Source organism: Streptomyces sp. MAR4 CNX-425 (genome assembly GCF_048656465.1).
Lineage (GTDB): Bacteria > Actinomycetota > Actinomycetes > Streptomycetales > Streptomycetaceae > Streptomyces.
In genome coordinates, this window is record NZ_JBMDLF010000001.1 from 195,646 (window position 1) to 216,481 (window position 20,836).

Annotated in this window: 20 protein-coding genes; 8 read left to right on the forward strand and 12 right to left on the reverse strand. The window is 74.0% G+C overall.

The window, feature by feature from the left end; translation table 11 throughout:
• Positions 1-66: 66 nt before the first annotated feature.
• Positions 67-864 carry a hypothetical protein gene (locus ACHZ99_RS00825; protein WP_420302323.1) on the forward strand — a complete coding sequence of 266 codons (798 nt, stop codon included), beginning with the start codon at positions 67-69 and terminating at the stop codon, positions 862-864.
• A gap of 226 nt (positions 865-1,090) precedes the next feature.
• On the opposite strand, the gene ACHZ99_RS00830 is transcribed toward ACHZ99_RS00825, so the two are convergent.
• The 4 genes from ACHZ99_RS00830 to ACHZ99_RS00845 form a co-directional block, all read right to left on the reverse strand.
• Positions 1,091-1,330: a chaplin gene (locus ACHZ99_RS00830; protein ID WP_420302324.1), complete on the reverse strand. Its 240-nt coding sequence runs from the start codon at positions 1,328-1,330 to the stop codon at positions 1,091-1,093.
• 209 nt (positions 1,331-1,539) lie between these two features.
• Positions 1,540-1,785, reverse strand: coding sequence for a chaplin (locus tag ACHZ99_RS00835; RefSeq protein ID WP_420302325.1), 246 nt, complete (start codon positions 1,783-1,785; stop codon positions 1,540-1,542).
• A 176-nt stretch (positions 1,786-1,961) separates the two neighbouring features.
• Positions 1,962-2,660, reverse strand: a complete 699-nt coding sequence (locus ACHZ99_RS00840; protein ID WP_420302326.1) for a response regulator — start codon at positions 2,658-2,660, stop codon at positions 1,962-1,964.
• A complete protein-coding gene (locus ACHZ99_RS00845) occupies positions 2,653-3,825 on the reverse strand; it encodes a GAF domain-containing sensor histidine kinase (protein WP_420302327.1) in 1,173 nt (390 codons plus the stop codon). The genes ACHZ99_RS00840 and ACHZ99_RS00845 overlap by 8 nt, the downstream gene beginning before the upstream one ends.
• Before the next feature lie 329 nt (positions 3,826-4,154).
• Between ACHZ99_RS00845 and ACHZ99_RS00850 the strand changes: the two genes are divergently transcribed.
• Positions 4,155-4,562, forward strand: coding sequence for a transglycosylase SLT domain-containing protein (locus ACHZ99_RS00850; protein ID WP_420302328.1), 408 nt, complete (start codon positions 4,155-4,157; stop codon positions 4,560-4,562).
• A gap of 125 nt (positions 4,563-4,687) precedes the next feature.
• Here the strand turns inward: ACHZ99_RS00850 and ACHZ99_RS00855 are convergent, their stop codons facing one another.
• Positions 4,688-7,303 (reverse strand): FHA domain-containing protein, encoded by a 2,616-nt coding sequence (locus ACHZ99_RS00855; protein ID WP_420302329.1) that lies wholly within the window; start codon positions 7,301-7,303, stop codon positions 4,688-4,690.
• 492 nt (positions 7,304-7,795) lie between these two features.
• On the opposite strand from ACHZ99_RS00855, the gene serB reads away from it, so the two are divergent.
• Entirely contained in the window at positions 7,796-8,986 is a 1,191-nt protein-coding gene (gene serB, locus ACHZ99_RS00860; RefSeq protein ID WP_420302330.1) for a phosphoserine phosphatase SerB, read from the forward strand.
• Here serB and ACHZ99_RS00865 read toward each other — a convergent pair.
• From ACHZ99_RS00865 to ACHZ99_RS00875, 3 genes are all read right to left on the reverse strand, one after another.
• On the reverse strand, positions 8,946-10,043 hold the full coding sequence (locus ACHZ99_RS00865) for a helix-turn-helix transcriptional regulator (RefSeq protein WP_420302331.1): 1,098 nt from the start codon (positions 10,041-10,043) through the stop codon (positions 8,946-8,948). The two genes, serB and ACHZ99_RS00865, sit on opposite strands and share 41 nt — an antisense overlap.
• Before the next feature lie 90 nt (positions 10,044-10,133).
• On the reverse strand, positions 10,134-10,652 hold the full coding sequence (locus tag ACHZ99_RS00870) for a SixA phosphatase family protein (protein WP_420302332.1): 519 nt from the start codon (positions 10,650-10,652) through the stop codon (positions 10,134-10,136).
• A 71-nt stretch (positions 10,653-10,723) separates the two neighbouring features.
• Complete coding sequence (locus tag ACHZ99_RS00875) at positions 10,724-10,846, reverse strand: hypothetical protein (protein WP_420302333.1); 123 nt, start codon at positions 10,844-10,846, stop codon at positions 10,724-10,726.
• 166 nt (positions 10,847-11,012) lie between these two features.
• Here ACHZ99_RS00875 and ACHZ99_RS00880 point away from each other — a divergent pair, with 166 nt between their 5' ends.
• On the forward strand, positions 11,013-11,129 hold the full coding sequence (locus ACHZ99_RS00880; RefSeq protein WP_420302334.1) for an SGM_5486 family transporter-associated protein: 117 nt from the start codon (positions 11,013-11,015) through the stop codon (positions 11,127-11,129).
• A gap of 30 nt (positions 11,130-11,159) precedes the next feature.
• On the opposite strand, the gene ACHZ99_RS00885 is transcribed toward ACHZ99_RS00880, so the two are convergent.
• A complete protein-coding gene (locus ACHZ99_RS00885; protein WP_420302335.1) occupies positions 11,160-12,542 on the reverse strand; it encodes a CynX/NimT family MFS transporter in 1,383 nt (460 codons plus the stop codon).
• 79 nt (positions 12,543-12,621) lie between these two features.
• Between ACHZ99_RS00885 and ACHZ99_RS00890 the strand changes: the two genes are divergently transcribed.
• The gene (locus ACHZ99_RS00890) at positions 12,622-13,308 is read left to right on the forward strand and encodes a FadR/GntR family transcriptional regulator (protein ID WP_420302336.1); all 687 of its coding nucleotides are present in this window, start codon (positions 12,622-12,624) and stop codon (positions 13,306-13,308) included.
• Between the two features lie 28 nt (positions 13,309-13,336).
• Here the strand turns inward: ACHZ99_RS00890 and ACHZ99_RS00895 are convergent, their stop codons facing one another.
• From ACHZ99_RS00895 to fabG, 3 genes are all read right to left on the reverse strand, one after another.
• Positions 13,337-13,675: a hypothetical protein gene (locus tag ACHZ99_RS00895; RefSeq protein WP_420302337.1), complete on the reverse strand. Its 339-nt coding sequence runs from the start codon at positions 13,673-13,675 to the stop codon at positions 13,337-13,339.
• Between the two features lie 260 nt (positions 13,676-13,935).
• The gene (gene fabI, locus ACHZ99_RS00900; RefSeq protein ID WP_420302338.1) at positions 13,936-14,703 is read right to left on the reverse strand and encodes an enoyl-ACP reductase FabI; all 768 of its coding nucleotides are present in this window, start codon (positions 14,701-14,703) and stop codon (positions 13,936-13,938) included.
• Between the two features lie 5 nt (positions 14,704-14,708).
• Complete coding sequence (fabG, locus tag ACHZ99_RS00905) at positions 14,709-15,428, reverse strand: 3-oxoacyl-[acyl-carrier-protein] reductase (protein WP_420302339.1); 720 nt, start codon at positions 15,426-15,428, stop codon at positions 14,709-14,711.
• A gap of 601 nt (positions 15,429-16,029) precedes the next feature.
• Between fabG and ACHZ99_RS00910 the strand changes: the two genes are divergently transcribed.
• From ACHZ99_RS00910 to ACHZ99_RS00920, 3 genes are all read left to right on the forward strand, one after another.
• On the forward strand, positions 16,030-16,647 hold the full coding sequence (locus ACHZ99_RS00910) for a hypothetical protein (RefSeq protein WP_420302340.1): 618 nt from the start codon (positions 16,030-16,032) through the stop codon (positions 16,645-16,647).
• A gap of 1,212 nt (positions 16,648-17,859) precedes the next feature.
• The gene (locus tag ACHZ99_RS00915; protein WP_420302341.1) at positions 17,860-19,389 is read left to right on the forward strand and encodes a TldD/PmbA family protein; all 1,530 of its coding nucleotides are present in this window, start codon (positions 17,860-17,862) and stop codon (positions 19,387-19,389) included.
• On the forward strand, positions 19,386-20,795 hold the full coding sequence (locus tag ACHZ99_RS00920) for a metallopeptidase TldD-related protein (protein WP_420302342.1): 1,410 nt from the start codon (positions 19,386-19,388) through the stop codon (positions 20,793-20,795). Before ACHZ99_RS00915 ends, ACHZ99_RS00920 begins: the two co-directional genes overlap by 4 nt.
• Positions 20,796-20,836 lie beyond the last annotated feature (41 nt).

Consider the following 20,836-nt stretch of genomic DNA (forward strand, 5'->3'; position numbering starts at 1 on the left):
CCTGCGACACCGCCCCAGGGCAAACCTACGCCACGCGATGTCGGACCCGGTCCGTAGGCTGGTGCCATGCTCGAAGAACCACGTGCGGGCCGGCTGGCGGCCTGGGGAAATGCCCTGCTTTCCGGGCACATCTCGCCCGACGAGGCCGCGGAGCGCATCGTCGCGGACGACGACGGGCACCGGGTCGAGGGGCTGCCGGACGAGGAGTCCGCGGACGGGGTGGGCCTGACCCTGGCGCTGGGGCGGCTGCGGGTGCTGGGGGCGAAGGGCTTCACGGTGGCGCTGCCGGTGCCGGGGCATCTGCTGGGGCTGTCCGGGCCGCCGGAGTTCAACTCGCTGGCGCTGGACGCCGGCGAGGCGGTGCTGGTGCGGGGCGGGCCGCCGCTGGGGCTGGTGCCGGAGGTCTGGGCGGTGGGTCCGGAGGGGGACGAGGTGGTCCGGGTGCGGTGGCGCTGCCGGCCGGTGCGGGAGGCGCCGCCGGCGGACGTGCCGTCGCTGGGCGAGGCGGAGCGGGAGCTGGCCGAGGCGATGCGGGAGGCCACGGAGGTGCTGTCCCGGCTGGACGTGGCGGGGTCGGGGCCGGTCGCGGAGGCGGCGCTGGGGGCGTACCGGGCGCGGGCGGAGCGCGGGCGCGAGGTGCTGGCGCCGGGGTATCCGCCGCGGGCGGTGCGGGTGCTGGAGCTGGCGCAGCGGGTGGGCGCGCTGGTGGACATCGCGCGGGACGCGGGCGGCGGGCACGGCGCGGCGGTCAGCGCGGGGCAGATGGCGGCCCGTGGGGAGGCGCTGCGGCCGCTGGAGCGGACGGCGCGGCGGGCGCGGGTGGCGGCGTACAACGCGTTCGTGGAGGAGCTGGAGCGGGGCTGAGGGGCGGGGTGCGCGGGCCGCCGCGCGTTCGGGGAAGCCGGGCGGCGGGGCGGGCGGGGGTGCCCGCTTCGGTGCTGCGGCGGGCCGGTACGGGAGGCACGGACGCGCGCGGGCGCGGAGCCGCGCGTGCGTGCGTGGGGGCCGGGGGCGTGCGGGAGCGCGCGGCGGCGCGTACGCCCCCCGCGGGCGGGCCGTGAGGGGCGTACGCGACGGAAGGTGCGCTCCGTCAGCCGTTGACGCCGGTGTTGCCGAACGGCGCGTTCAGCAGGCCGACGACGGACACGTTGTTGCCGACGAGGTTCACCGGCACGTGCACGGGGACCTGGGCCACGTTGCCCGACACGACGCCGGGCGAGCCCTGGGCGACGGCCCCGGCACCGGAGTCGGCGACCGCCGCGCTCGCCCCGGCGCCGGCCGCGATACCCGCGCTGGCGAGGACGAAGGCGGCCTTCTTCACTGCATGCATGGAAAGTCGTTCCTCCTGTTGGCTGTGCACACCCCGGGCTCGGGGGTGCATGCTGCGCAACGGCGGAGCAGTCCAGCGGGACACGCCGCGGCGGCCGTAGCCCACCGTTCGGCGCAATCCGCGGCGGTCGTACGAACGCCGGGCGCGCCGGGCCGGCCCGCGGGCGGGGGTGCCCGGAGGCCGGCCCGGCTGCCGGGAGGCCGCGGTCGTCAGCGGTTCAGGCAGAGGTTGCCGAACGCGGGGTTCAGCGCGCCGACGACGGTGGCGGTGTTGCCGCAGGCGTTCACGGGCACGTGCACCGGCACCTGGACCAGGTTGCCGGAGCCGATGCCCGGCGAGCCGACGGCGTGGCCGCCGGCCGCGGCGCCGCCCTGCGCGGCGGCCATGCCGGCGCCGGCCACGGCCAGGCCGCCCGCGGCGATGGTGACGGCCGCAGCCCGCTTCAGGTTCTTCATGAGTGTCCTCCTCGCGTCCGCCGCGGCCGGTGCCGCGGCACGCCATGGAGAACGCGGGCCGCCCGGCGCGGTTGCGCCGGACGGGCGACATCTACACGACAGTATGAATCTCAGATCGGAATACGACGTTCCACCGGTGCCGGAGCGGCGCGCCCCGGCACCGGTGGAACGTCGTCTCAGCCGCTCAGGCCGTGCCGTACGGCCCAGAGGGCGGCCTGCGTGCGGTCGGCGAGGTCGAGCTTCATCAGGATGTTCGACACGTGCGTCTTGACGGTCTTCTCCGACACCACCAGCGCGCGGGCGATCTCCCGGTTCGAACGGCCGTCCGCGATCAGCGCCAGCACCTCGCGCTCCCGCTCGGTCAGCGTGGTCCCCCGCCCCTGCGGGGGCCCGCCGCCGACCTCCTGCGCCAGCAGCGCGCCGGCGACGTCCGGCTGCAACAGCACGTGCCCGGCGTGCACCGAGCGGATCGCCTTGGCCAGCGCCTCGGGGTCGACGTCCTTGTAGACGTAGCCCGCGGCGCCCGCGCGCAGCGCGGGGACGACGGTGCGCTGCTCGGTGAAGCTGGTGATGACCAGCACGCGCGCCGCGCTGCCGGACTCGCGGATGCGGCGCAGCGCCTCGACGCCGTCGGTGCCGGGCATCTTCACGTCCATCAGCACCACGTCCGGCACCAGCTCCGCGGTACGGGCCACGCCCTCGTCGCCGTCGGCGGCCTCGCCGACGACCTCGATGTCGTCCTGCACCTCCAGAAAGGTCCGCAGCCCGCGCCGGACGACCTGGTGGTCGTCGACCAGCAGCACGCGGATCCTGCCGCCGGGCGCGTCCGCGCGCTCCGGGCCGTCGGTCCGCTGCTTCTCGCCCGCCTCAGCCACCGGGCACCTCCATCTCGATCACGGTGCCCTGGCCGGGCGCCGACTGGACGGTCAGGCCGCCGCCGACCCCGGCGGCGCGGTCGCGCATGGACACCAGGCCCAGGTGGCGCCCCGCGGAGCGGACCCCGATGTCGGCCTGGTCGAAGCCCCGGCCGTCGTCGCGCACCCGCAGCAGGGCGCCGCGGCCGCTCCGGGTGAGCGCGACCTCGACCAGGCCGGCGTCGGCGTGCCGCAGCGCGTTGTGCAGGGCCTCCTGGGCGACCCGCAGCAGCGCCTCCTCCTGCGCCGCGGGCAGGGCGCGTACCTGCCCGGACGTGAAGGTGACCCGGGCGCGGTGGGCCCGGTCGAGGACCTGCACCTGGGTCGCGAGGGTGGCCGTCAGGCCGTCGTCGTCCAGGGCCGCGGGGCGCAGCTCGACGACGGCGGCGCGCAGCTCGTCGGCGGCGTCCGCGGCGAGCCCCGCGACCTGCTGCAGCTCGCCCTTGGCGCGGGTGGGGTCGCGGTCGACGAGGGCGGCGGCGGCCTGCGCGGTCAGGCGCAGCGAGAAGAGCTTCTGGGAGACGGCGTCGTGCAGCTCGTGCGCGATGCGGGCGCGCTCGCCGGCGATGGTCAGCTCGCGGCTGCGCTCGTAGAGGCGGGCGTTGGTCAGGGCGATGGCGGCGTGGTCGGCGAGGGTGCGCAGCAGGGCCTCGTCGGCCGCGTCGAAACGGCAGCCGTCCGGGCCGGGCGGGTCGTCCGGCTCGCACCGCTTGTTGGCCAGGAACAGCGCGCCGAGGACCTCCTCGCCGTCGGCGATGGGCATGCCGATGAAGTCCTTCAGCCGCGGGTGGGCGCCGGGCCAGCCGCCGAAGCGGGGGTCCTTGCGTACGTCGCCGAGGCGCACCGGCTCGGCGTCCTTGAGCAGCGCGGCGAGGATGCCGTGCTGGCGGGGCAGCGGGCCGATGGCCTTCCACTGGGCGTCGCTGACGCCGTCGACGACGAACTGGGCGAAGCCGCCGTGGTCGTCGGGCACGCCCAGGGCGGCGTACTCGGCCTGGAGCAGTTCGCGCGCGGAGGCCGTGATCGTCTGGAGCACGTCGCGGACCTGCAACTGCCTGCTCATGGCGAGCAGGGCGCGGCTGACCGCTTCGAGTCCGGCGGCCGGGCCGGCGGCTGGGGTGGACATGCGGTTCACGCTACCCGCCGGGCCTCGCCGCGTGATCCAGCCGCGGACCGGGCCGCCGTCGGACCCGGGTCCTAAGACCCGCGGCCGAGCCGCGGAAGTCCCCCGGCAGTGAGCTGCGTCACGAGACCCACGTCACCTACGAACGGGAGTAGTGGCGGGCCACCCGGACGCGGCCGGTCCGGGGTCGTCGGGCGCGGGACCAAAGGCCCTGATCGCACTACGAGGCAGGGTCGTAATGGGGGTCATTGCGGTGGATTTCCCGTTCCTCTAACAATGTCCGGGTCCCCAGACGTCGTGTGAAGAGGTCACAGAGAACGATGCGAGAGAGCATGCACCGTATACGCGGCCGCAAGGCCGTCATCGCCGCCCTTGCCGGCTCCGCGGCCGCCACGGCCGCCCTGTCCTTCGCCCCCGTCGCTTCCGCCGCCGCCCCCTCCGGCACCCCGGCCAAGTCCCCCCGGGCCATCGCCGACAAGATGATCAAGAGCGACGCCCAGTTCCAGTGCTTCTCCGAGATCGTGGAGCGCGAGAGCAGCTGGGACCACACCGCGCAGAACGCCTCCTCGGGCGCGTACGGCCTGGTCCAGGCGCTGCCCGCGACCAAGATGGCCACCGCCGGATCCGACTGGCGGACCAACCCCAAGACCCAGATCGAGTGGGGCCTGGACTACATGAAGGACCGCTACGGCAGCGCCTGCGACGCCTGGTCCTTCTGGCAGGCCAACAACTGGTACTGAGCCGACGGCGCAGCCGCGGGCCGGCCCCGGCACACACGGCGACGGGCGGCACCCCTTGCGAGGGGTGCCGCCCGTGTGCCGTATCGGCGCCCCGCCGTGGGGGCGCCCCGCCGTTCGGCGCGGGGTCAGCGCATGACCTCGGGCTCGTGCTTGCGCAGCAGCCGGGCGACGACGAAGCCGCAGATCACACCCATGGCGAGCAGCACGCCGATGTTCAGCATGTACGTGCCCGCGGTGTGCTCCCACAGCGCGTCCGTCTCACCGCTGTCCCACGGCAGCAGCACGTTCAGGTCGGCGGTCGAGCCCATCGCGGCCACCGCCCAGCGCGACGGCATCAGCCAGGCGATCTGCTCCACGCCCGGGGTGCCGTGCAGCTGGAACAGCACCCCGGTGAAGACCACCTGCACGATGGCGAACATGACCAGCAGCGGCATCGTCATCTCGGAGGTCTTCACCAGCGACGAGATGATCAGGCCGACCATCATCGAGGTCAGGCCCAGCGCGGTGACGCTGATCGCCAGCTCCGCCGCCGGCAGGTCGGAGAGGATCACGCCCTCCTCCGGCAGCTTGCTGCGGCTGAGCACGCCGATGGCGCTGATGACGCCGCCCTGGAAGATCGTGATGATCCCGAGGACGAGCACCTTGGACATCACGTACGCGGAGCGTGAGAGGCCGACGGCGCGTTCTCGCTCGTAGATCACCCGTTCCTTGATCAGCTCGCGGACGGAGTTCGCGGCGCCGGAGAAGCAGGCGCCGATCGCGAGGATGAGCATGATCGTGCCCGCGTCCCTGTTGATCAGGTGCACCTTCGCCGGGCCGTAGCCGAGCCCGAACTCGGCGGGGATGACCATGCTGACCACGCCGAGCACCACCGGCAGGATGACGGTGAGCGCGATGAAGAAGCGGTCGGAGGCGAGGACGGACAGGTACCGTCTCATCAGCGTCCACAGCTGCGGCATCCAGCCCTGCGGCTTGGACGGCCGGAGTATCTGCGGCGCCTGCATCGCGACCGGCTGCGGCGCCACGGCGTCGATGTCGGCGGCGTACATCTGGTAGTGCTGCGAGCCCTGCCAGCGGCCCTTCCAGTCGTAGTCGCGGTAGTTCTCGAAGGCGGAGAAGATGTCGGCCCAGCTGTCGTAGCCGAAGAAGTTCAGCGCCTCCTCGGGCGGGCCGAAGTACGCCACGCCGCCGCCCGGGGCCATGACCAGCAGCCGGTCGCAGAGCGCCAGCTCGGCGACGGAGTGGGTGACGACCAGGACCGTACGGCCGTCGTCGGCCAGGCCGCGCAGCAGCTGCATCACGTCGCGGTCCATGCCCGGGTCGAGGCCGGAGGTGGGCTCGTCGAGGAAGATCAGCGACGGCTTGGTGAGCAGCTCCAGGGCCACCGAGACGCGCTTGCGCTGGCCGCCGGAGAGCGAGCTGATCCGCTTCTCCTTGTGGATGTCCAGCTTCAGCTCGCGCAGCACCTCGTCGACGCGGGCGGCGCGCTCGGCCTCGGCGGTGTCGCCGGGGAACCGGAGCTTGGCCGCGTAGCGCAGCGCGCGGGTGACGGTGAGCTGGGTGTGCAGGATGTCGTCCTGCGGCACCAGGCCGATGCGGTGGCGCAGCTCAGCGAACTGCTTGTAGAGGTTCCGGTTGTCGTAGAGGACGTCGCCGACGTCCGCGGGCCGGTAGCCGGTGAGCGCCTTGAGCAGGGTGGACTTGCCGGACCCGGACGGGCCGATGACGGCGACCAGGCTCTTCTCGGGCACGCCGAAGGAGACGTTGTCCAGGATGACCTTGCCGCCGTCGACCTTCACGGTCAGATGGCGGGCCGAGAAGCTGACCTCACCGGTGTCGACGAACTCCTCCAGCCGGTCCCCGACCAGCCGGAACGTGGAGTGACCGATGCCGAGAATGTCGTCGGGGCCGATGGCCCGCCGGCCGCGCTGCGGGAGCTGCTCACCGTTGACGTACGTGCCGTTGTGGCTGCCGAGGTCGACGATCTCGGCGCGGCCGTCGGGCGTGGACCGGAACTCCGCGTGGTGGCGCGAGACCTGCAGGTCGGAGACGACCAGCTCGTTCTCCAGCGCACGGCCGATGCGGGTGACGCGGCCCAGCGAGAGCTGGTGGAACGTCGTGGGGCTGCGCTCGCCGTGGGCCGGGGCGCCGGGCCCGCCGGAGCCCGCGCCGACGCCGGCGCCGGCCGGCGGACGCTGCGGCGCCGCGTGCTGCTGGGGCGGTACGTACGGCTGCTGCTGCGGCATGCCGGCCGGCGGCCCCTGGAACGGGGGCCCCTGCGGCGGGGGGGCCTGGGGCGGGGGGCCCTGCGGGGGTCCGCCGCCCCAGGGCCCGGCCCCGGGCGCGCCCGGGGCGCCGGGCGCGTGCTGCGGCGGCGCGACCTGCGGGGCGCCGGGTGTCTGCTCGGCCATCGCGGTCTGCGCGCTGTACACGTCGGGGGCGGCGCCGACCGGCGCGGAGAGCCGCAGCTGCGGCCCGTCGGTGGCGTTGCCGAGATACACGACCGAGCCGGGGCCGACCTCGATCTGGTGGACCCGCTGGCCCTCCACGTACGAGCCGTTGGTGCTGCCGACGTCCTCAAGCAGCCAGCCGCGGCCGCCCCACCGGAGGCTGGCGTGCCGCCAGGAGACCCTGGCGTCCTCCAGCACCACGTCCCCCTGCGGATCCCGCCCGACGCGGTAGGCGCGCGCCGGGTCGAGAGTCCATGTCTGTCCGTTCAGTTCAAGTACGAGTTCAGGCACTCCATGCCCCACAAAGTTGTCCCCCGAGGTGCCCCCTGTACGGCACCTGACTTCAACAGGCCCGTAGGGATTCTAGGGATGGCGAACATCCTGAGGAACTATTTCAGTAACAGTCGCTTCACGAAAACGGGGGCCACCGCAGGACTCGGAGTTCGAGGTTCCACTTCTCCTCGCTCCAGGGGGATTCGCGCACGTTGGGGCACTTGATCACTTACAGACGGTGGTAACGCATATACGCGGACCGGAAATCGGGAGAACCCCCGCGCTCCCCCGGCGGATCGTTGTCGCCGACGCATCGGCCGCGGCCGCCCGGCGCTATCCGGCGCGGCGGCCGTCCGCCGCGCCCGTACGCTCCCTCCCCCGTCCGTTCGACCGCCCGCCACCGCACGTACCGCCCACCGCAACCCCGCAGCCCGGTGGCCCGCCGGCCCCCTCCGCAACCCGCACCCGGCGGGCCGCGCGCGGTCCGTACCGCGATACCGTGGTCTCATCATGACCACGTTCGCGCGTACGCTTCTCGTCAAGATCTTCGGCCGGGACCGCCCCGGTCTCACCGCCGGCCTCTTCGACACCCTCGCCGCCTACCGGGTCGAGGTCATCGACATCGAGCAGATCGTCACCCGCGGCCGCATCACCCTGTGCGCGCTGGTCACCCCGCCCGTGGGCGCGACCGAGGGCGAGCTGCGCGCGACGATCCACTCCTGGGCCGGGTCCATGAACCTGGAGGCGGAGATAATCTCCGGCACCGGCGACAACGAGCCGCGCGCCCCCGGCCGCTCCCACGTCACCGTGCTCGGCCAGCCGCTGACCGCCGAGTCGACCGCCGGCATCGCCGCCGCGATCACCGGCACCGGCGGCAACATCGACCGCATCTTCCGGCTGGCGAAGTATCCCGTCACCGCCGTCGAGTTCGAGGTCTCCGGCGCCGCCACCGGCGTCCTGCGCACCGCGCTGGCCACCGCCGCCGCCCGCCTCGGCGTGGACGTCGCCGTCGTGGCGTCCGGGCTCCAGCGCCGGGCACAGCGGCTGGTGGTGATGGACGTCGACTCCACGCTCATCCAGGACGAGGTCATCGAGCTGTTCGCCGCGCACGCCGGCTGTGAGGCCGAGGTCGCGGAGGTGACCGCCGCGGCGATGCGCGGCGAGCTGGACTTCGAGCAGTCCCTGCACGCCCGGGTGGCGCTGCTGGCCGGGCTGGAGGAGTCGGTGGTCGACAAGGTGCGCGAGGAGGTCCGGCTGACGCCCGGCGCCCGCACCCTGATCCGTACGCTCAAGCGCCTCGGCTACCAGGTGGGCGTCGTCTCCGGCGGCTTCACACAGATCACCGACGACCTCCGGGAGCGGCTCGGGCTGGACTTCGCCGCCGCGAACACCCTGGAGATCGCCGACGGCAGGCTCACCGGCCGGATCACCGGCCCGGTCGTGGACCGGGCCGGCAAGGCCCGGCTGCTGCGCGGCTTCGCCGCCGAGGCGGGCGTGCCGCTGGACCAGACGGTGGCGATCGGGGACGGCGCGAACGACCTCGACATGCTCAACGCGGCGGGCCTGGGGGTGGCGTTCAACGCCAAGCCGCTGGTCCGGGAGGCCGCGCACACGGCGGTGAACGTGCCGTTCCTCGACACGGTGCTCTACCTGCTGGGTATCACGCGCGACGAGGTGGAGGCGGCGGACACGACCGGCTGAGGCGGGCACCGAGACCGGCCAGGAACTCCGCCAGCTCCGGCGGCTCCCGCACCTCGAAGTCGACGCCGAGCAGCGCGATCCGCACCGCGAGCCAGTCGAGCGCGTCGCCGCCGGTGACCAGCGTGCAGCGGTCGGGGCCGGCGGGCTCCAGCAGCCCGGCGCCGCGCGGGAGGCGGCGTACGGCCTCGTCGAGGGGTACGTGCAGGGTGACGACGGCGCGGTAGCGGCCCCGGTGGCCGGCGACGGACTCGGCGACGAAGGCGGCGGCGTCGGCGGCGGGCAGCTCGCGCGGGTGGTGGCGGACGCCGGTGGGGCGGGGGTCGTCGACGCGGTCGACGCGGAAGCTGCGCCAGCCGTCGCGGTCGCGGTCGTACGCGACGAGGTACCACCGGTGTCCGGTGCTGACCAGGCGGTACGGCTCGACGTGCCGGGCGCCCGCCGCGGGCCCGCCCGCGGGGCGCGTACCGCGCGGCTCCACGCCCTGTCCGGCGGCTGGGCCCGGGTGGCCGGTTCCAGGCGCCTCTCCCCCGCCCGGCGGGCCCGCGCGCTTCGGCCGGTACCCGAACCGCACCCCCTCCCCCCGGGCGCACGCCGCCGCCAGCACCGCCAGCACCTCCGCGGAAACCGGCGCCCCCTCCGCCGGCACCGCGCCCGCCGGGCTCACGGTCAGCGGCACGGTGGCCCGCTGCACCGCCGCGACCCGGTGGCGCAGCCGCGCCGGGAGCACCTGCTCCAGCTTGGCGAGGGCCCGTACGGACGTCTCCCCGATCCCCGCGACGCCCCCGGCGGCCACCGTGCGCAGCCCGGCGGCGACGGCGACGGCCTCGTCGTCGTCGAGGAGCAGCGGCGGCATCGCCGTGCCGGCGGCGAGCCGGTAGCCGCCGACCGAGCCCACGGTGGCGTCGACCGGGTAGCCCAGGGCGCGCAGCCGGTCGACGTCGCGGCGTACCGTGCGCACGCTGACGCCGAGGCGTGCGGCCAGCTCCGGGCCGGTGTGCTCGCGGCCGCTCTGCAGCACGGACAGCAGCGTGAGCAGCCGCGCGGGGGTGTCACCCATGCCCCGATGATGCCCGAGAACGCGGACACGGTCCGGCCGCCTTCGGCGGTGGCCGACGGCGGGCAGCCGGCGGCCGGCGCCGGCCGGGGGTCACTGCTGGTGCGGCGTCCAGAACGCGGTGAGCCGGCCCACGCCGTGCTCCACGGACTTCCACGAGCCGGAGAACTCCACCACGGCCACGGCCGACGTCGGGAAGCCGCGGCTCAGCCGGCTCAGCGCGTCGCCCTCGGCGGAGCCGGCCAGGGCGTCGGCGAGCCCGTGCATGCCGGGGTTGTGGCCGATGACCAGCAGCGTGGAGACGTCGTCGGGGACCTCGTTCACGACCTGGATCAGCTCGCCGAGCGACGCCTCGTAGAGGCGCTCCTCGTACACGGTCCGCGGTCGGCGCGGGAGCTTGCCGACGACGAGCTTCCAGGTCTCGCGGGTGCGCTTGGCGCTGGAGCAGAGGGTCAGTTCCGGGTCGATGTCGTGGGCCGCGAGGAACTCTCCGGCGGCGGGGGCGTCGGCGCGGCCGCGCTCGGCGAGCGGGCGCTCGTGGTCGGAGTCCTGGGCCCATTCGGCCTTGGCGTGTCGGAGGAGAACGATGCTGCGGGGCGTTCCTGCGCTCATAAGCTCAGCTTCGCACGAAACGGGCCGCCGGGTCCGGGCAGTTCGCAGGCTCTCCCGCCAGGAGTGACGGCTCAGGCGAGCCGGAGGGCGAGCAGCACGGTGAACGCGACGACCGGCAGGGCGACGGACCACCACGGCAGCCAGCGCTGCGGCGCGGCCGGCGGTGCGGGCTGGGTGTGAGCACCGGCTGACATCTTCGCCTCCGTGGGGTCGCCTTACGTCCCGGTCCTTGGTACTGCCTCGAACTTACGGACCCGCGGGCGCCGGTCCCATCCGGTGACCCACCCACTTCCCCCTGACCCTGGCCCCCTAGGGGAGGGTGGGGCTAGCACCACCCCCGGGGGATGCGAGACTGGCCGTATGCCCGTGCTCGACCCCAACCCCCGGAACGGACAGCGCAAGCTGCTCTACGTGCTCGGCGCGATGCTCGCCATCACGGTGGTCATCGGCGTCGTCGCCACGATCGCCTCGCCCTGAGCCCCGGCGCCGGCGCGCCGCCGCGCCGGGTCAGACCTCGTCCTCGACCACGCGGTTGCGCCCGGCGGCGATCCCGACCGTGACCTGGGCGAGCATGAAGACCGCGAGCACCGCCAGCGGCACGTCCCAGCCGTCCGTCGCCCCGTACAGCGCGCCGACCGCCAGCGGGCCGGGGATGGAGATCAGGTAGCCGGTGCTCTGCGCGAAGGCGGAGAGCCGGACGAGCCCGGCGTGGCTGCGGGCGCGTACCCCGATGAGGGTGAGGACCAGCGGGAACGCGCAGTTCGACACGGCCAGCAGCAGGGCCCACACCCAGGCGCCGCCGGCGGGCGCCAGCCACAGCCCGGCGTAGCCGCCGAGGCCGCAGGCGCCGAGGACCACGACCAGCGGCCCCTGGTGGTTCAGCCGGGCCGCGATCCGCGGCAGCACGAAGGCCAGCGGCACACCCATGCCCATGGCGACGGCGAGCAGCAGCCCGGCGGTGGACGCGGACACGCCGGCGTCCCGGTAGATCTGCGGCAGCCAGCCGAGGGTGACGTACGCGGCGGTGGCCTGGAGGCCGAAGAAGACGGCGAGCGCCCAGGCGGTAGGGCTGGCGGCGATACGGACCGGGCGCTCCGGCTCCGTCGCCTGCCCACCGACGCCCCGGCCGCCGCCTCCGTCGCCCGTACCGGCGGCACCGGCAGGACCGGCAGCACCGGCGCCGTCGGCGGCGCGCGCGGCCCGGCGCGAGCCGCGCGCCAGCACCACCCACGGCACCGCGGCGAGGGCGGCGACCGCGGCCCAGACCCCGAGGCCCTGCCGCCAGCTGCCGCCCAGCGCGTCACTCACCGGCACGGTGACGCCGGCGGCGGAGGCGGTGCCCAGGGCCAGGCCCATCGAGTAGAGCCCGGTCATCGAGCCGACCCGGCGGGGGAACCAGCGCTTGACGATGACGGGGATCAGCACGTTGCCCACCGCGATGCCGCCGAGGGCCAGCGCGCTGGCGGCGAGGAACGCCGGGGTGTTGCCGAGCAGCGGCCGCAGCGCCAGGCCGCCGGCGATCGCGACGAGCCCGCCGGCGACGACGGCCACGGGGCCGAACCGGCGGGCGAAGCGGGGCGCGAGGCTGCCGAAGACGGCGAAACAGAGCGGCGGCATGGAGGTGAGCAGCCCGGCGACCGTGCCGCTCATGCCGATGTCGGTGCGGACGTCCTCCAGCAGCGCGCCGAGCGAGGCTATCGCGGGCCGCAGGTTGACCGCCGCGAGCAGCAGCGCGGGGACCATGAGCCGCAGCATCCACGGCGCCACCCGCGACGCGGGGGACGGCCGCGAGGCTTCGGCCGGCTCGGTGGCCCGGGCTTCTCCGGTCATCTCCCTCTGCGTCTCGACGGGTTTTGCGAGGATGCTGCGACGTGACATGCAGACCATCATAGAATCATTGGATGAATGGTTGTCCACTCGGCATCCTCGACAGCCGCGGCAGCCTCCGCCGTACGAGCACGGGAGAGACATGGGACTGACGTCGCCGCGCCGATCCAGCCTCACCGACCAGGTGATCGCGCAGCTGCGCACCCAGATCACCGCGGGCGAGTGGCCGGTCGGCAGCCGCATCCCGACCGAGCCGGAGCTGGTCGAGCAGCTCGGCGTCGCGCGGAACACCGTCCGCGAGGCGGTCCGGGCACTCGCGAACAACGGCCTGCTCGACATCCGCCAGGGCTCCGGCACGTACGTCGCCGCGACGAGCGAGCTGGCCGGCGTCATGCAGCGCCGGTTCGCCGGCGCCCCGCCGGGGCACGTGTCGGAGCTGCGCAGCGCGCTGGAGGCGCAGGCGGCGCGGCTGGCGGCGGTGCGCCGTACGGAGCCGGAGATGGCGCAGCTGGAGCTGCTGCTGCGGCGGCGCGAGGAGGCGTGGGAGTCGGGGGACGCGGCGGCGTTCGTCGAGGCGGACGCGACGCTGCACCTGGCGGTGGCGGCGGCCTCGCACAACGAGGTGCTGACCGCGGTCTACGCGGACCTCGGCGAGGTCGTCCGCTCGACGCTGCGCTCCAAGGTCGGCGACGTCTTGCTGCCCGCGGAGCACCTGGACCACGCCCGGATGGTGGCCGCGATCCGCGCCGGGGACGCCGAGCGGGCGGCGGAGGAGGCGGGCCGGCACGCGTACGGGTGCATGCCGGAGCCGGCGCCGAGCGGCGGCTGACGGCGGCCGACCGGCCGCGGCTCCGCCGTCAGTCCGGTACGTCCCGCAGCCGCTCGTGGCTGACCCACGCCCGGGCGACGCCGAACCAGCAGCGGTCGCCCAGCTCCCCGCCCTCCGCCGGGTCCAGCCGCGTCGGCATCCCGTCGACGTCCGGGTCCCACCAGCGGGCGCACTCGATGTGCAGCTGCACGAGGTCGGTGTACGGGCCCGCGTTGTAGCACCGGGCCGTCACGGCCGACCCGCTGACGGTGGTGCGGCACTCGGCCTTCGTCGGCCCGCCCCGCCCGTCCGGCCGGTCCGGCCCGTCCGCGGCGCTCGCGGTCCCCGCGATCAGCAGCAGCACCGGCACCGCGACGGCGCCGGCCACCGCCCCCAGTCCCGTACGGCGAGGGGCGGAACACCGGGTCCCCCGGGTGCGGCGGCCGGAACGACGCGGGCCCTCACGCACCACGGCACCTCCTCGGCCGTACGGCGACACCGCGCACACCGGCGTCGCTGCTGCACCACAAGGGGACGGTAACTGCCCCTCCAGCGTGCGCCGCCGCCCCGCCCGCGGCCCACCCGCCTACGCCGAACGGGCGACCCCGGCGCGGGAGCCGCCCGTACGGAAATCCCCTCGACCCCGGGCTACGCGCCCATCATGTGCACGCCGCCGTCGACGTGCACGATCTCGCCCGTCGTCTTCGGGAACCAGTCCGACAGCAGCGCCACGATCCCGCGCCCCGCCGGCTCCGGGTCCGCCATGTCCCACTCCAGCGGCGAGCGGGTGTTCCACACGTCCGCCAGGTCCGTGAAGCCGGGGATGGACTTGGCGGCCATGGAGCCGATCGGCCCGGCCGACACCAGGTTGCAGCGGACGTTCTCCTTGCCCAGGTCACGCGCCAGATAGCGGCTGGTGGCCTCCAGCGCCGCCTTCGCCGGGCCCATCCAGTCGTACTGCGGCCAGGCGTACTGCGCGTCGAAGGTGAGCCCGACCACCGACCCGCCGCCCTGCATCAGCGGCAGGCAGGCCATCGTCAGCGACTTCAGCGAGAACGCCGAGACGTGCATGGCCGTGGCCACCGACTCGAACGGCGTGTGCAGGAAGTTCCCGCCGAGCGCGTCCGGCGGGGCGAAGCCGACCGAGTGCACGACACCGTCGAGGCCGCCCAGCTCCTCGCGCACGATGCCCTCGATCCGCCCGAGGTGCTCGTCGTCGGTGACGTCGAGCTCGACGACCTTCGTCGGCTTCGGCAGCTTCTTCGCGATGCGCTCGGTCAGGGTGGGCCGCGGGAACGCGGTCAGAATGATCTCCGCGCCCTGCTCCTGGGCCAGCTTCGCGGCGTGGAACGCGATGGACGACTCCAGCAGCACGCCGGTGACGAGGACGCGCTTGCCGTCGAGGATTCCGCTCATGGTGGTCAGTGACCCATGCCCAATCCGCCGTCCACGGGAATGACGGCTCCGGTGATGTACGAGGCGTCGTCGGAGGCGAGGAAGCGCACGGCGGCCGCGACGTCCGCAGGCTGCGCGTACCGGCCGAGCGGCACCTGCGCGACGATCTCCGCCTGCCGCTCCTCCGACAGCTCCCGCGTCATGTCGGTCTCGACGAAGCCGGGCGCGACGACGTTGAACGTGATGTTGCGCGAGCCCAGCTCGCGCGCCAGCGAACGGGCGAAGCCGACGAGCGCCGCCTTGGACGCCGCGTAGTTCGCCTGCCCCGGGGAGCCCATGAGGCCCACCACGGAGGAAATGAGCACGACGCGCCCCTTGCGGGCCCGCAGCATGCCGCGGTTGGCGCGCTTGACGACGCGGAACGTGCCGGTGAGGTTCGTGTCGAGGACGGAGGTGAAGTCCTCCTCGGACATCCGCATCAGCAGCTGGTCCTTGGTGACGCCGGCGTTGGCCACCAGCACCTCGACGTTGCCGTGCTTCTCCTCCACCTCCTTGTACGCCTGCTCCACCTGCTCGGTGTCGGTGATGTCGCACTTCACCGGCAGGCAGCCCAGCTCCGTCAGCGCCGCGGGCGGCTCGCCGGAGCGGTAGGTGAACGCGACCTTGTCGCCCGCCTCGGCGAACGCGCGGGTGATGTCGAGGCCGATACCGCGGTTGCCTCCGGTGACCAGAACCGAGCGGCTCAAGGACCCGTCCCTTCTCCCTGGTGGGCCCCGGACGGTCTCCGGGAACCTCACCCGAGAAGCTATCGGTACGCCCCCCGCCCCGGACATTCCGCCCCCCACACAGCCCCACGCCGGACCCTTGTGGGGTTCCTACAGAAGCAGACGGAACCGTGCCGGCCAGGGGTGCTTCTGCTGTCGCCCCTCGGCGCCCTCCGGGGGCCGTTGTCGTCGACGCCAGGTTCAGGACCAAGAGGCGACCGGACGACCTCCGAAGGACACCTCTTCCACGCCGCAGGCCGGCCGGATGTCGTTGAGGTGCCGACCGTGACGGGGCCCCTGCGGAGGGAGCCGGACGGGTTCGTCACCTACAACGAGGAGCTGACGGCGGCTGCCGAGGCGGTGGACCTGCCTGCCTGGCACCCGCGGGAAAGCGGTACCCGGGAGGGGTCCCCACGGGCGCCGCGCAGACTACCGGGCAACGGGAAGGTACGCAGCGAGGTCCCCTCCGGCCCTGGAGTCCGGCATGAAGACGTCCGAAGTGATCGTGTCCGTGTTTTGGCTCCTCGTCGGAATACCTGTGGCTGTCTACGCCGTGAGGCGGTCCCGGAGAAGCCGCCGGAAAATGCAGAAATTCTTCGCCGTGTGTGCTGCGGCGGCCACATCGGAAGCCGAACTGCGGCAAGTACTCGAAACGGCCGACGTGAATGCACAAAATATGGGTGGCGATACGGCCCTGCACCTGGCTTATTACACGGGCCGGGAAAGCGCCATCGCGCGGTTGAGGAAATGCGGCGCGGACGACACCCTGCGCAACGGTCTCGGCTTGACTCCCACCGAGATGGCCGAGGTCAGCCGAGTCGAGCGCCTGCTGGAGAAGACCCTCACCTGCCTGACCGGCAGCATGTGGATCGACGAGCAGCGCGGTCATAGACTGTATACGATGCTGAGGCAATGCGAGCCACGCATCTACAACCCGGCGCTCGCGCGCGTCTTTCAGCGAGACAGGCACCCGTACCGACTTGTGTGCCTGGCGGTCATGGTGGGAATAGCGGGCTCCGAAGCCCAGCTGGGCAAGATATTGCACGGCAAGGACCTCGAGTCCGGCAAGAGACTCGCCACCATTTTCCTGCATTCCGGCTCGTCCGAGCTGGCCGACTACGGCACCCGATGGGCGCACGCAAACGGCTACAAGGTGGTCTTCCGCCCGAGCGGTACCTCAGCACGGTGGGGCCGGTACTGAGCACACCGGAAGAACCGTACGACGCTGGCCGCTCCACTCACCGCGGCATCTATCGCGCCTGGCAAGGAACCGTGCCGCAAAGAGACCGGTACAGCCTTTCCGGCCGCGGCGCCCGCCGAGCCGTTCCGGCCCCGGGAACCGGGCCCGCCCCCGATGCCCGAGGGGGTCCAACTGGAAAGCCAGATCGGGTCCAGCCAGCCGAGGGGTGTCGGGGTGAGCGGCCGTGCGTGGCGGACGCGGCGTCGGGGGGTTGGAGCATTTGCCCCCGGGCCCGCTGCCCGGCGTGTCAGGTGTGCGGGGCGTCGGGCTTGGTCGGCGATCTGTGCGGAGCTGGGCCGCGATCGGCCTCGTATCGCGTCCGCACCGCAGGGCGCCCCACTGGCGTCGCCGCCCTGCGGCGCTGCGCCTTCTGCGACTCGCCGCCCCCGGAGGGGGCATGCCGCTTGCTTGTCACAACCGGCGGTAACCCCAGGCTCGAACCAGGGCAAATCGCCCACCGGGGCCGAGTTTTGACCTTCCACGTGCGTGCGGCCACTCGGCGCGCACGTGGCGGTGACGAACCCGCGGTAACCCACCCCCAAAACCGGCCCAAATCACCCACGAGGGCCGGGTTACGCCCGCCGACGTGCACCCCGGCGGGCCCCGGCCACGCCGAAGCACGCGCGGCGCCCCGGAGGGCGGTGCGAGCGGGCGCCGCAGGGCAGGGATCGGGCCCCGGGCAGCGGCGCGGTCGGGATATGAGAGCCGATCACCGCCAGCTCCGTGCCCATCGCCGACCAGGCCCGACGCCCGGCACTCCCGACACGCCGGGCAGCGAGGCCCGGGGGGACAAATGCTCCACACCCCCGACACCGCGCCCCGGCACGCACGCCCGCCCACCCCGACGCCGCCCCATCCCCCGGCTCCGGGTCACTCACCGCCCCGGCTGCCCCCGACGCCCCCTCCCCCGTCGCCGCGTCACCCACCGCCCCCGGCCCCCGGCGCCGGCCCCCCGGCGAGCGGCGGCGTCGCCGGTCGAGTGGCGCCCGTACCGGCTCCACCACCCGGCGGGGCGCCACCCGGCCGGACACCACCCGCCCGGGCGCCACCCACCTGACCACCCCACCCCCTCGGATAACGTCGTGCGTACGGCGGCCCATCGGGGCATGATCTGCCGCAGGCCCGCGCGGGCCTTCGGGACCGCGCCCACCCACCGAGACCGGAGGGCAGCACGTGAGCAAGTCGGCCCAATCCCTCGACGACGCGTTTCTCGCGCTGCCGCTCGGCGCTCTCGCCGACGCCGCGCTCGCGCGGGCTCGCGCGCTCGGCGCCGAGCACGCGGACTTCCGCCTGGAGCGGGTGCGCAGCGCCGCGCTGCGGCTGCGGGACGCCAGACCGGCGGGTGCCATGGACACCACGGACCTCGGGTACGCGGTGCGCGTGGTGCACGGTGGGGCGTGGGGGTTCGCCGCCGGGGTGGATCTGACCATGGACGCCGCGGCGCGGGTCGCCGCGCGGGCGGTGGCGATGGCGAAGCTGTCGGCGCGGGTGATCGCCGCGGCCGGGGCGGACGAGCGGGTGGAGCTGGCGCCGGAGCCGGTGCACGCGGCGAAGACGTGGGTCTCCGCGTACGAGGTGAACCCGTTCGACGTGCCGGACGCCGAGAAGGCCGGGCTGCTGACGGAGTGGAGTGAGCGGCTGCTCGGCGCGCCGGGGGTGTCGCACGTGGACGCCTCGCTGTTCGCGGTGCAGGAGAACAAGTTCTACGCGGACACCGCCGGCACCTCCACCACCCAGCAGCGGGTGCGGATCCATCCGGAGCTGACCGCGGTGAGCGTCACCGACGCCGGCGGCTTCGACTCGATGCGTACCCTGGCGCCGCCGGCGGGCCGCGGCTGGGAGTACGCGACCGGCACCGGCTGGGACTGGGACGACGAGCTGGCGCGCATTCCCGGCTGGCTGGCGGAGAAGATGGCGGCGCCGAGCGTCGAGGCCGGGTCGTACGACCTGGTGGTCGACCCCTCCAACCTGTGGCTGACGATCCACGAGTCCGTCGGCCACGCCACCGAGCTGGACCGCGCCCTCGGGTACGAGGCCGCGTACGCCGGCACCTCCTTCGCGACGTTCGACCAGCTCGGGGAGCTGCGCTACGGCTCCGGCCTGATGAACGTCACCGGCGACCGCACCGCCGAGCACGGGCTGGCCAGCATCGGGTACGACGACGAGGGCGTGCAGGCGCAGTCGTGGGACCTGGTGCGCGACGGCGTGCTCGTCGGCTACCAGACGGACCGCAGGATCGCGAAGCTCACCGGCGCGGACCGCTCCAACGGCTGCGCCTTCGCCGACTCCCCCGCCCACGTGCCCGTGCAGCGCATGGCGAACGTCTCGCTGCGGCCGGCGCCCGAGGGGCCGACGACCGAGGAGCTGATCGGCGAGGTGGAGCGGGGCATCTACGTCGTCGGTGACCGGTCCTGGTCGATCGACATGCAGCGCTACAACTTCCAGTTCACCGGCCAGCGGTTCTTCCGCATCGAGAACGGCCGGCTGGCGGGCCAGCTCAAGGACGTGGCGTACCAGGCGACGACCACCGACTTCTGGGGCTCGATGTCGGCGATCGGCGGCCCGGAGACGTACGTGCTCGGCGGCACGTTCAGCTGCGGCAAGGCCCAGCCCGGGCAGGCCGCGGCCGTCTCGCACGGCTGCCCGTCGGCCCTCTTCCGGAACGTCAACATCCTCAACACCACCCAGGAGGCCGGCCGATGACGGGGACGACCGGGGCGACCGCGCCGCACGAGACCGTCGAGCGGGCGCTTGCGCTGTCGCGCGCCGACGGCTGCGTCGTGATCGCCGAGGAGGAGTCGAGCGCGAACCTGCGCTGGGCCGGAAACGCCCTGACGACGAACGGCGAGACCCGCGGCCGTACGCTCACCGTCATCGCCACCGTCGACGGCGGCCAGGGCACGGCCACCGGCGTCGTGTCGCGCGCCGCCGTCACCGCCGGGGACCTGGAGCCGCTGGTACGGGCCGCGGAGGCGGCCGCCCGCGAGGCCGGTCCGGCGGAGGACGCCCGTCCGCTGGTCGAGGGCGTGCCGCCGTCGGCCGACTTCACCGCGCCGCCCGCCGAGACCACCTCCGACGTGTTCGCCGCCTTCGCGCCGGCGCTCGGCGAGTCCTTCGCCCGCGCCCGGGCCGGCGGCCGGGAGCTGTACGGCTTCGCGAACCACATGGTGACCTCCACCTACCTGGGCACCTCCACCGGGCTGCGGCTGCGCCACGACCAGCCGACCGGCACGCTGGAGCTGAACGCCAAGTCCCCGGACCGGACGCGGTCCGCCTGGGCGGGCCGCTCGACCCGGGACTTCGCCGACGTGGACCCCGCCGAGCTGGACGCGGAGCTGGCGCAGCGGCTGGCGTGGGCGGAGCGCCCGGTGGAGCTGCCCGCCGGGCGGTACGAGACGCTGCTGCCGCCGAGCGCGGTGGCCGACCTGCTGGTGTACCTGTTCTGGTCGGCCGGTGCCCGCGACGCCCACGAGGGCCGTACGGTGTTCAGCCGGCCGGGCGGCGGCACGCGCGTGGGCGAGAAGCTGGCCGGGCTGCCGCTGACGCTGCGCAGCGACCCGGCGGAGCCGGGTCTGGAGTCGGCGCCGTTCGTCGTCGCGCACGCCTCCGGCAGCGACTCGTCGGTCTTCGACAACGGGCTGCCGGTCGGGCCGGTGGACTGGCTGCGCGAGGGCACGCTGCGGCATCTGCTGACGAACCGCTTCACCGGGGAGCTCACCGGCCTGCCGGTCACGCCGGAGGCGGACAACCTGGTGCTGGAGGCGGGCGGCACGAAGTCGCTGGACGAGATGGTCGCGGGGCTGGGGCACGACGGCCCGGGGCTGCTGCTGACCTGCCTGTGGTACATCCGCGAGGTCGACCCGGCCACGCTGCTGCTGACCGGGCTGACCAGGGACGGCGTGTATCTGGTGGAGAACGGCGAGGTGACCGGGGCGGTGAACAACTTCCGCTTCAACGAGTCCCCCGTCGACCTGCTGGGCCGGGCGGCGGAGGCCGGGGCCACCGAGCGGACGCTGCCGCGCGAGTGGGGCGACTGGTTCACGCGGGCGGCGATGCCGCCGGTGCGGATCCCGGACTTCAACATGAGCTCGGTCAGCCGGGGCGTGTAGCTGCCATTACCCTCGTACGCAGCCGCACGGGCGGCGCGGGT

Excerpts from the sequence above, each read along its gene's own strand:
- ACHZ99_RS00825 (WP_420302323.1), top strand. The coding sequence starts at position 67 with ATGCTCGAAGAACCACGTGCGGGCCGGCTGGCGGCCTGGGGAAATGCC.
- serB (WP_420302330.1), top strand. The coding sequence starts at position 7,796 with ATGACCACGTTCGCGCGTACGCTTCTCGTCAAGATCTTCGGCCGGGAC.
- ACHZ99_RS00920 (WP_420302342.1), top strand. The coding sequence starts at position 19,386 with ATGACGGGGACGACCGGGGCGACCGCGCCGCACGAGACCGTCGAGCGG.
- ACHZ99_RS00885 (WP_420302335.1), bottom strand. The coding sequence starts at position 12,542 with ATGATGGTCTGCATGTCACGTCGCAGCATCCTCGCAAAACCCGTCGAG.
- ACHZ99_RS00835 (WP_420302325.1), bottom strand. The coding sequence starts at position 1,785 with ATGAAGAACCTGAAGCGGGCTGCGGCCGTCACCATCGCCGCGGGCGGC.
- ACHZ99_RS00870 (WP_420302332.1), bottom strand. The coding sequence starts at position 10,652 with ATGAGCGCAGGAACGCCCCGCAGCATCGTTCTCCTCCGACACGCCAAG.
- fabI (WP_420302338.1), bottom strand. The coding sequence starts at position 14,703 with ATGAGCGGAATCCTCGACGGCAAGCGCGTCCTCGTCACCGGCGTGCTG.
- ACHZ99_RS00875 (WP_420302333.1), bottom strand. The coding sequence starts at position 10,846 with ATGTCAGCCGGTGCTCACACCCAGCCCGCACCGCCGGCCGCGCCGCAG.
- ACHZ99_RS00890 (WP_420302336.1), top strand. The coding sequence starts at position 12,622 with ATGGGACTGACGTCGCCGCGCCGATCCAGCCTCACCGACCAGGTGATC.
- ACHZ99_RS00865 (WP_420302331.1), bottom strand. The coding sequence starts at position 10,043 with ATGGGTGACACCCCCGCGCGGCTGCTCACGCTGCTGTCCGTGCTGCAG.
- ACHZ99_RS00850 (WP_420302328.1), top strand. The coding sequence starts at position 4,155 with ATGCACCGTATACGCGGCCGCAAGGCCGTCATCGCCGCCCTTGCCGGC.
- ACHZ99_RS00880 (WP_420302334.1), top strand. The coding sequence starts at position 11,013 with ATGCCCGTGCTCGACCCCAACCCCCGGAACGGACAGCGCAAGCTGCTC.
- ACHZ99_RS00910 (WP_420302340.1), top strand. The coding sequence starts at position 16,030 with ATGCAGAAATTCTTCGCCGTGTGTGCTGCGGCGGCCACATCGGAAGCC.
- ACHZ99_RS00845 (WP_420302327.1), bottom strand. The coding sequence starts at position 3,825 with ATGTCCACCCCAGCCGCCGGCCCGGCCGCCGGACTCGAAGCGGTCAGC.
- ACHZ99_RS00830 (WP_420302324.1), bottom strand. The coding sequence starts at position 1,330 with ATGCATGCAGTGAAGAAGGCCGCCTTCGTCCTCGCCAGCGCGGGTATC.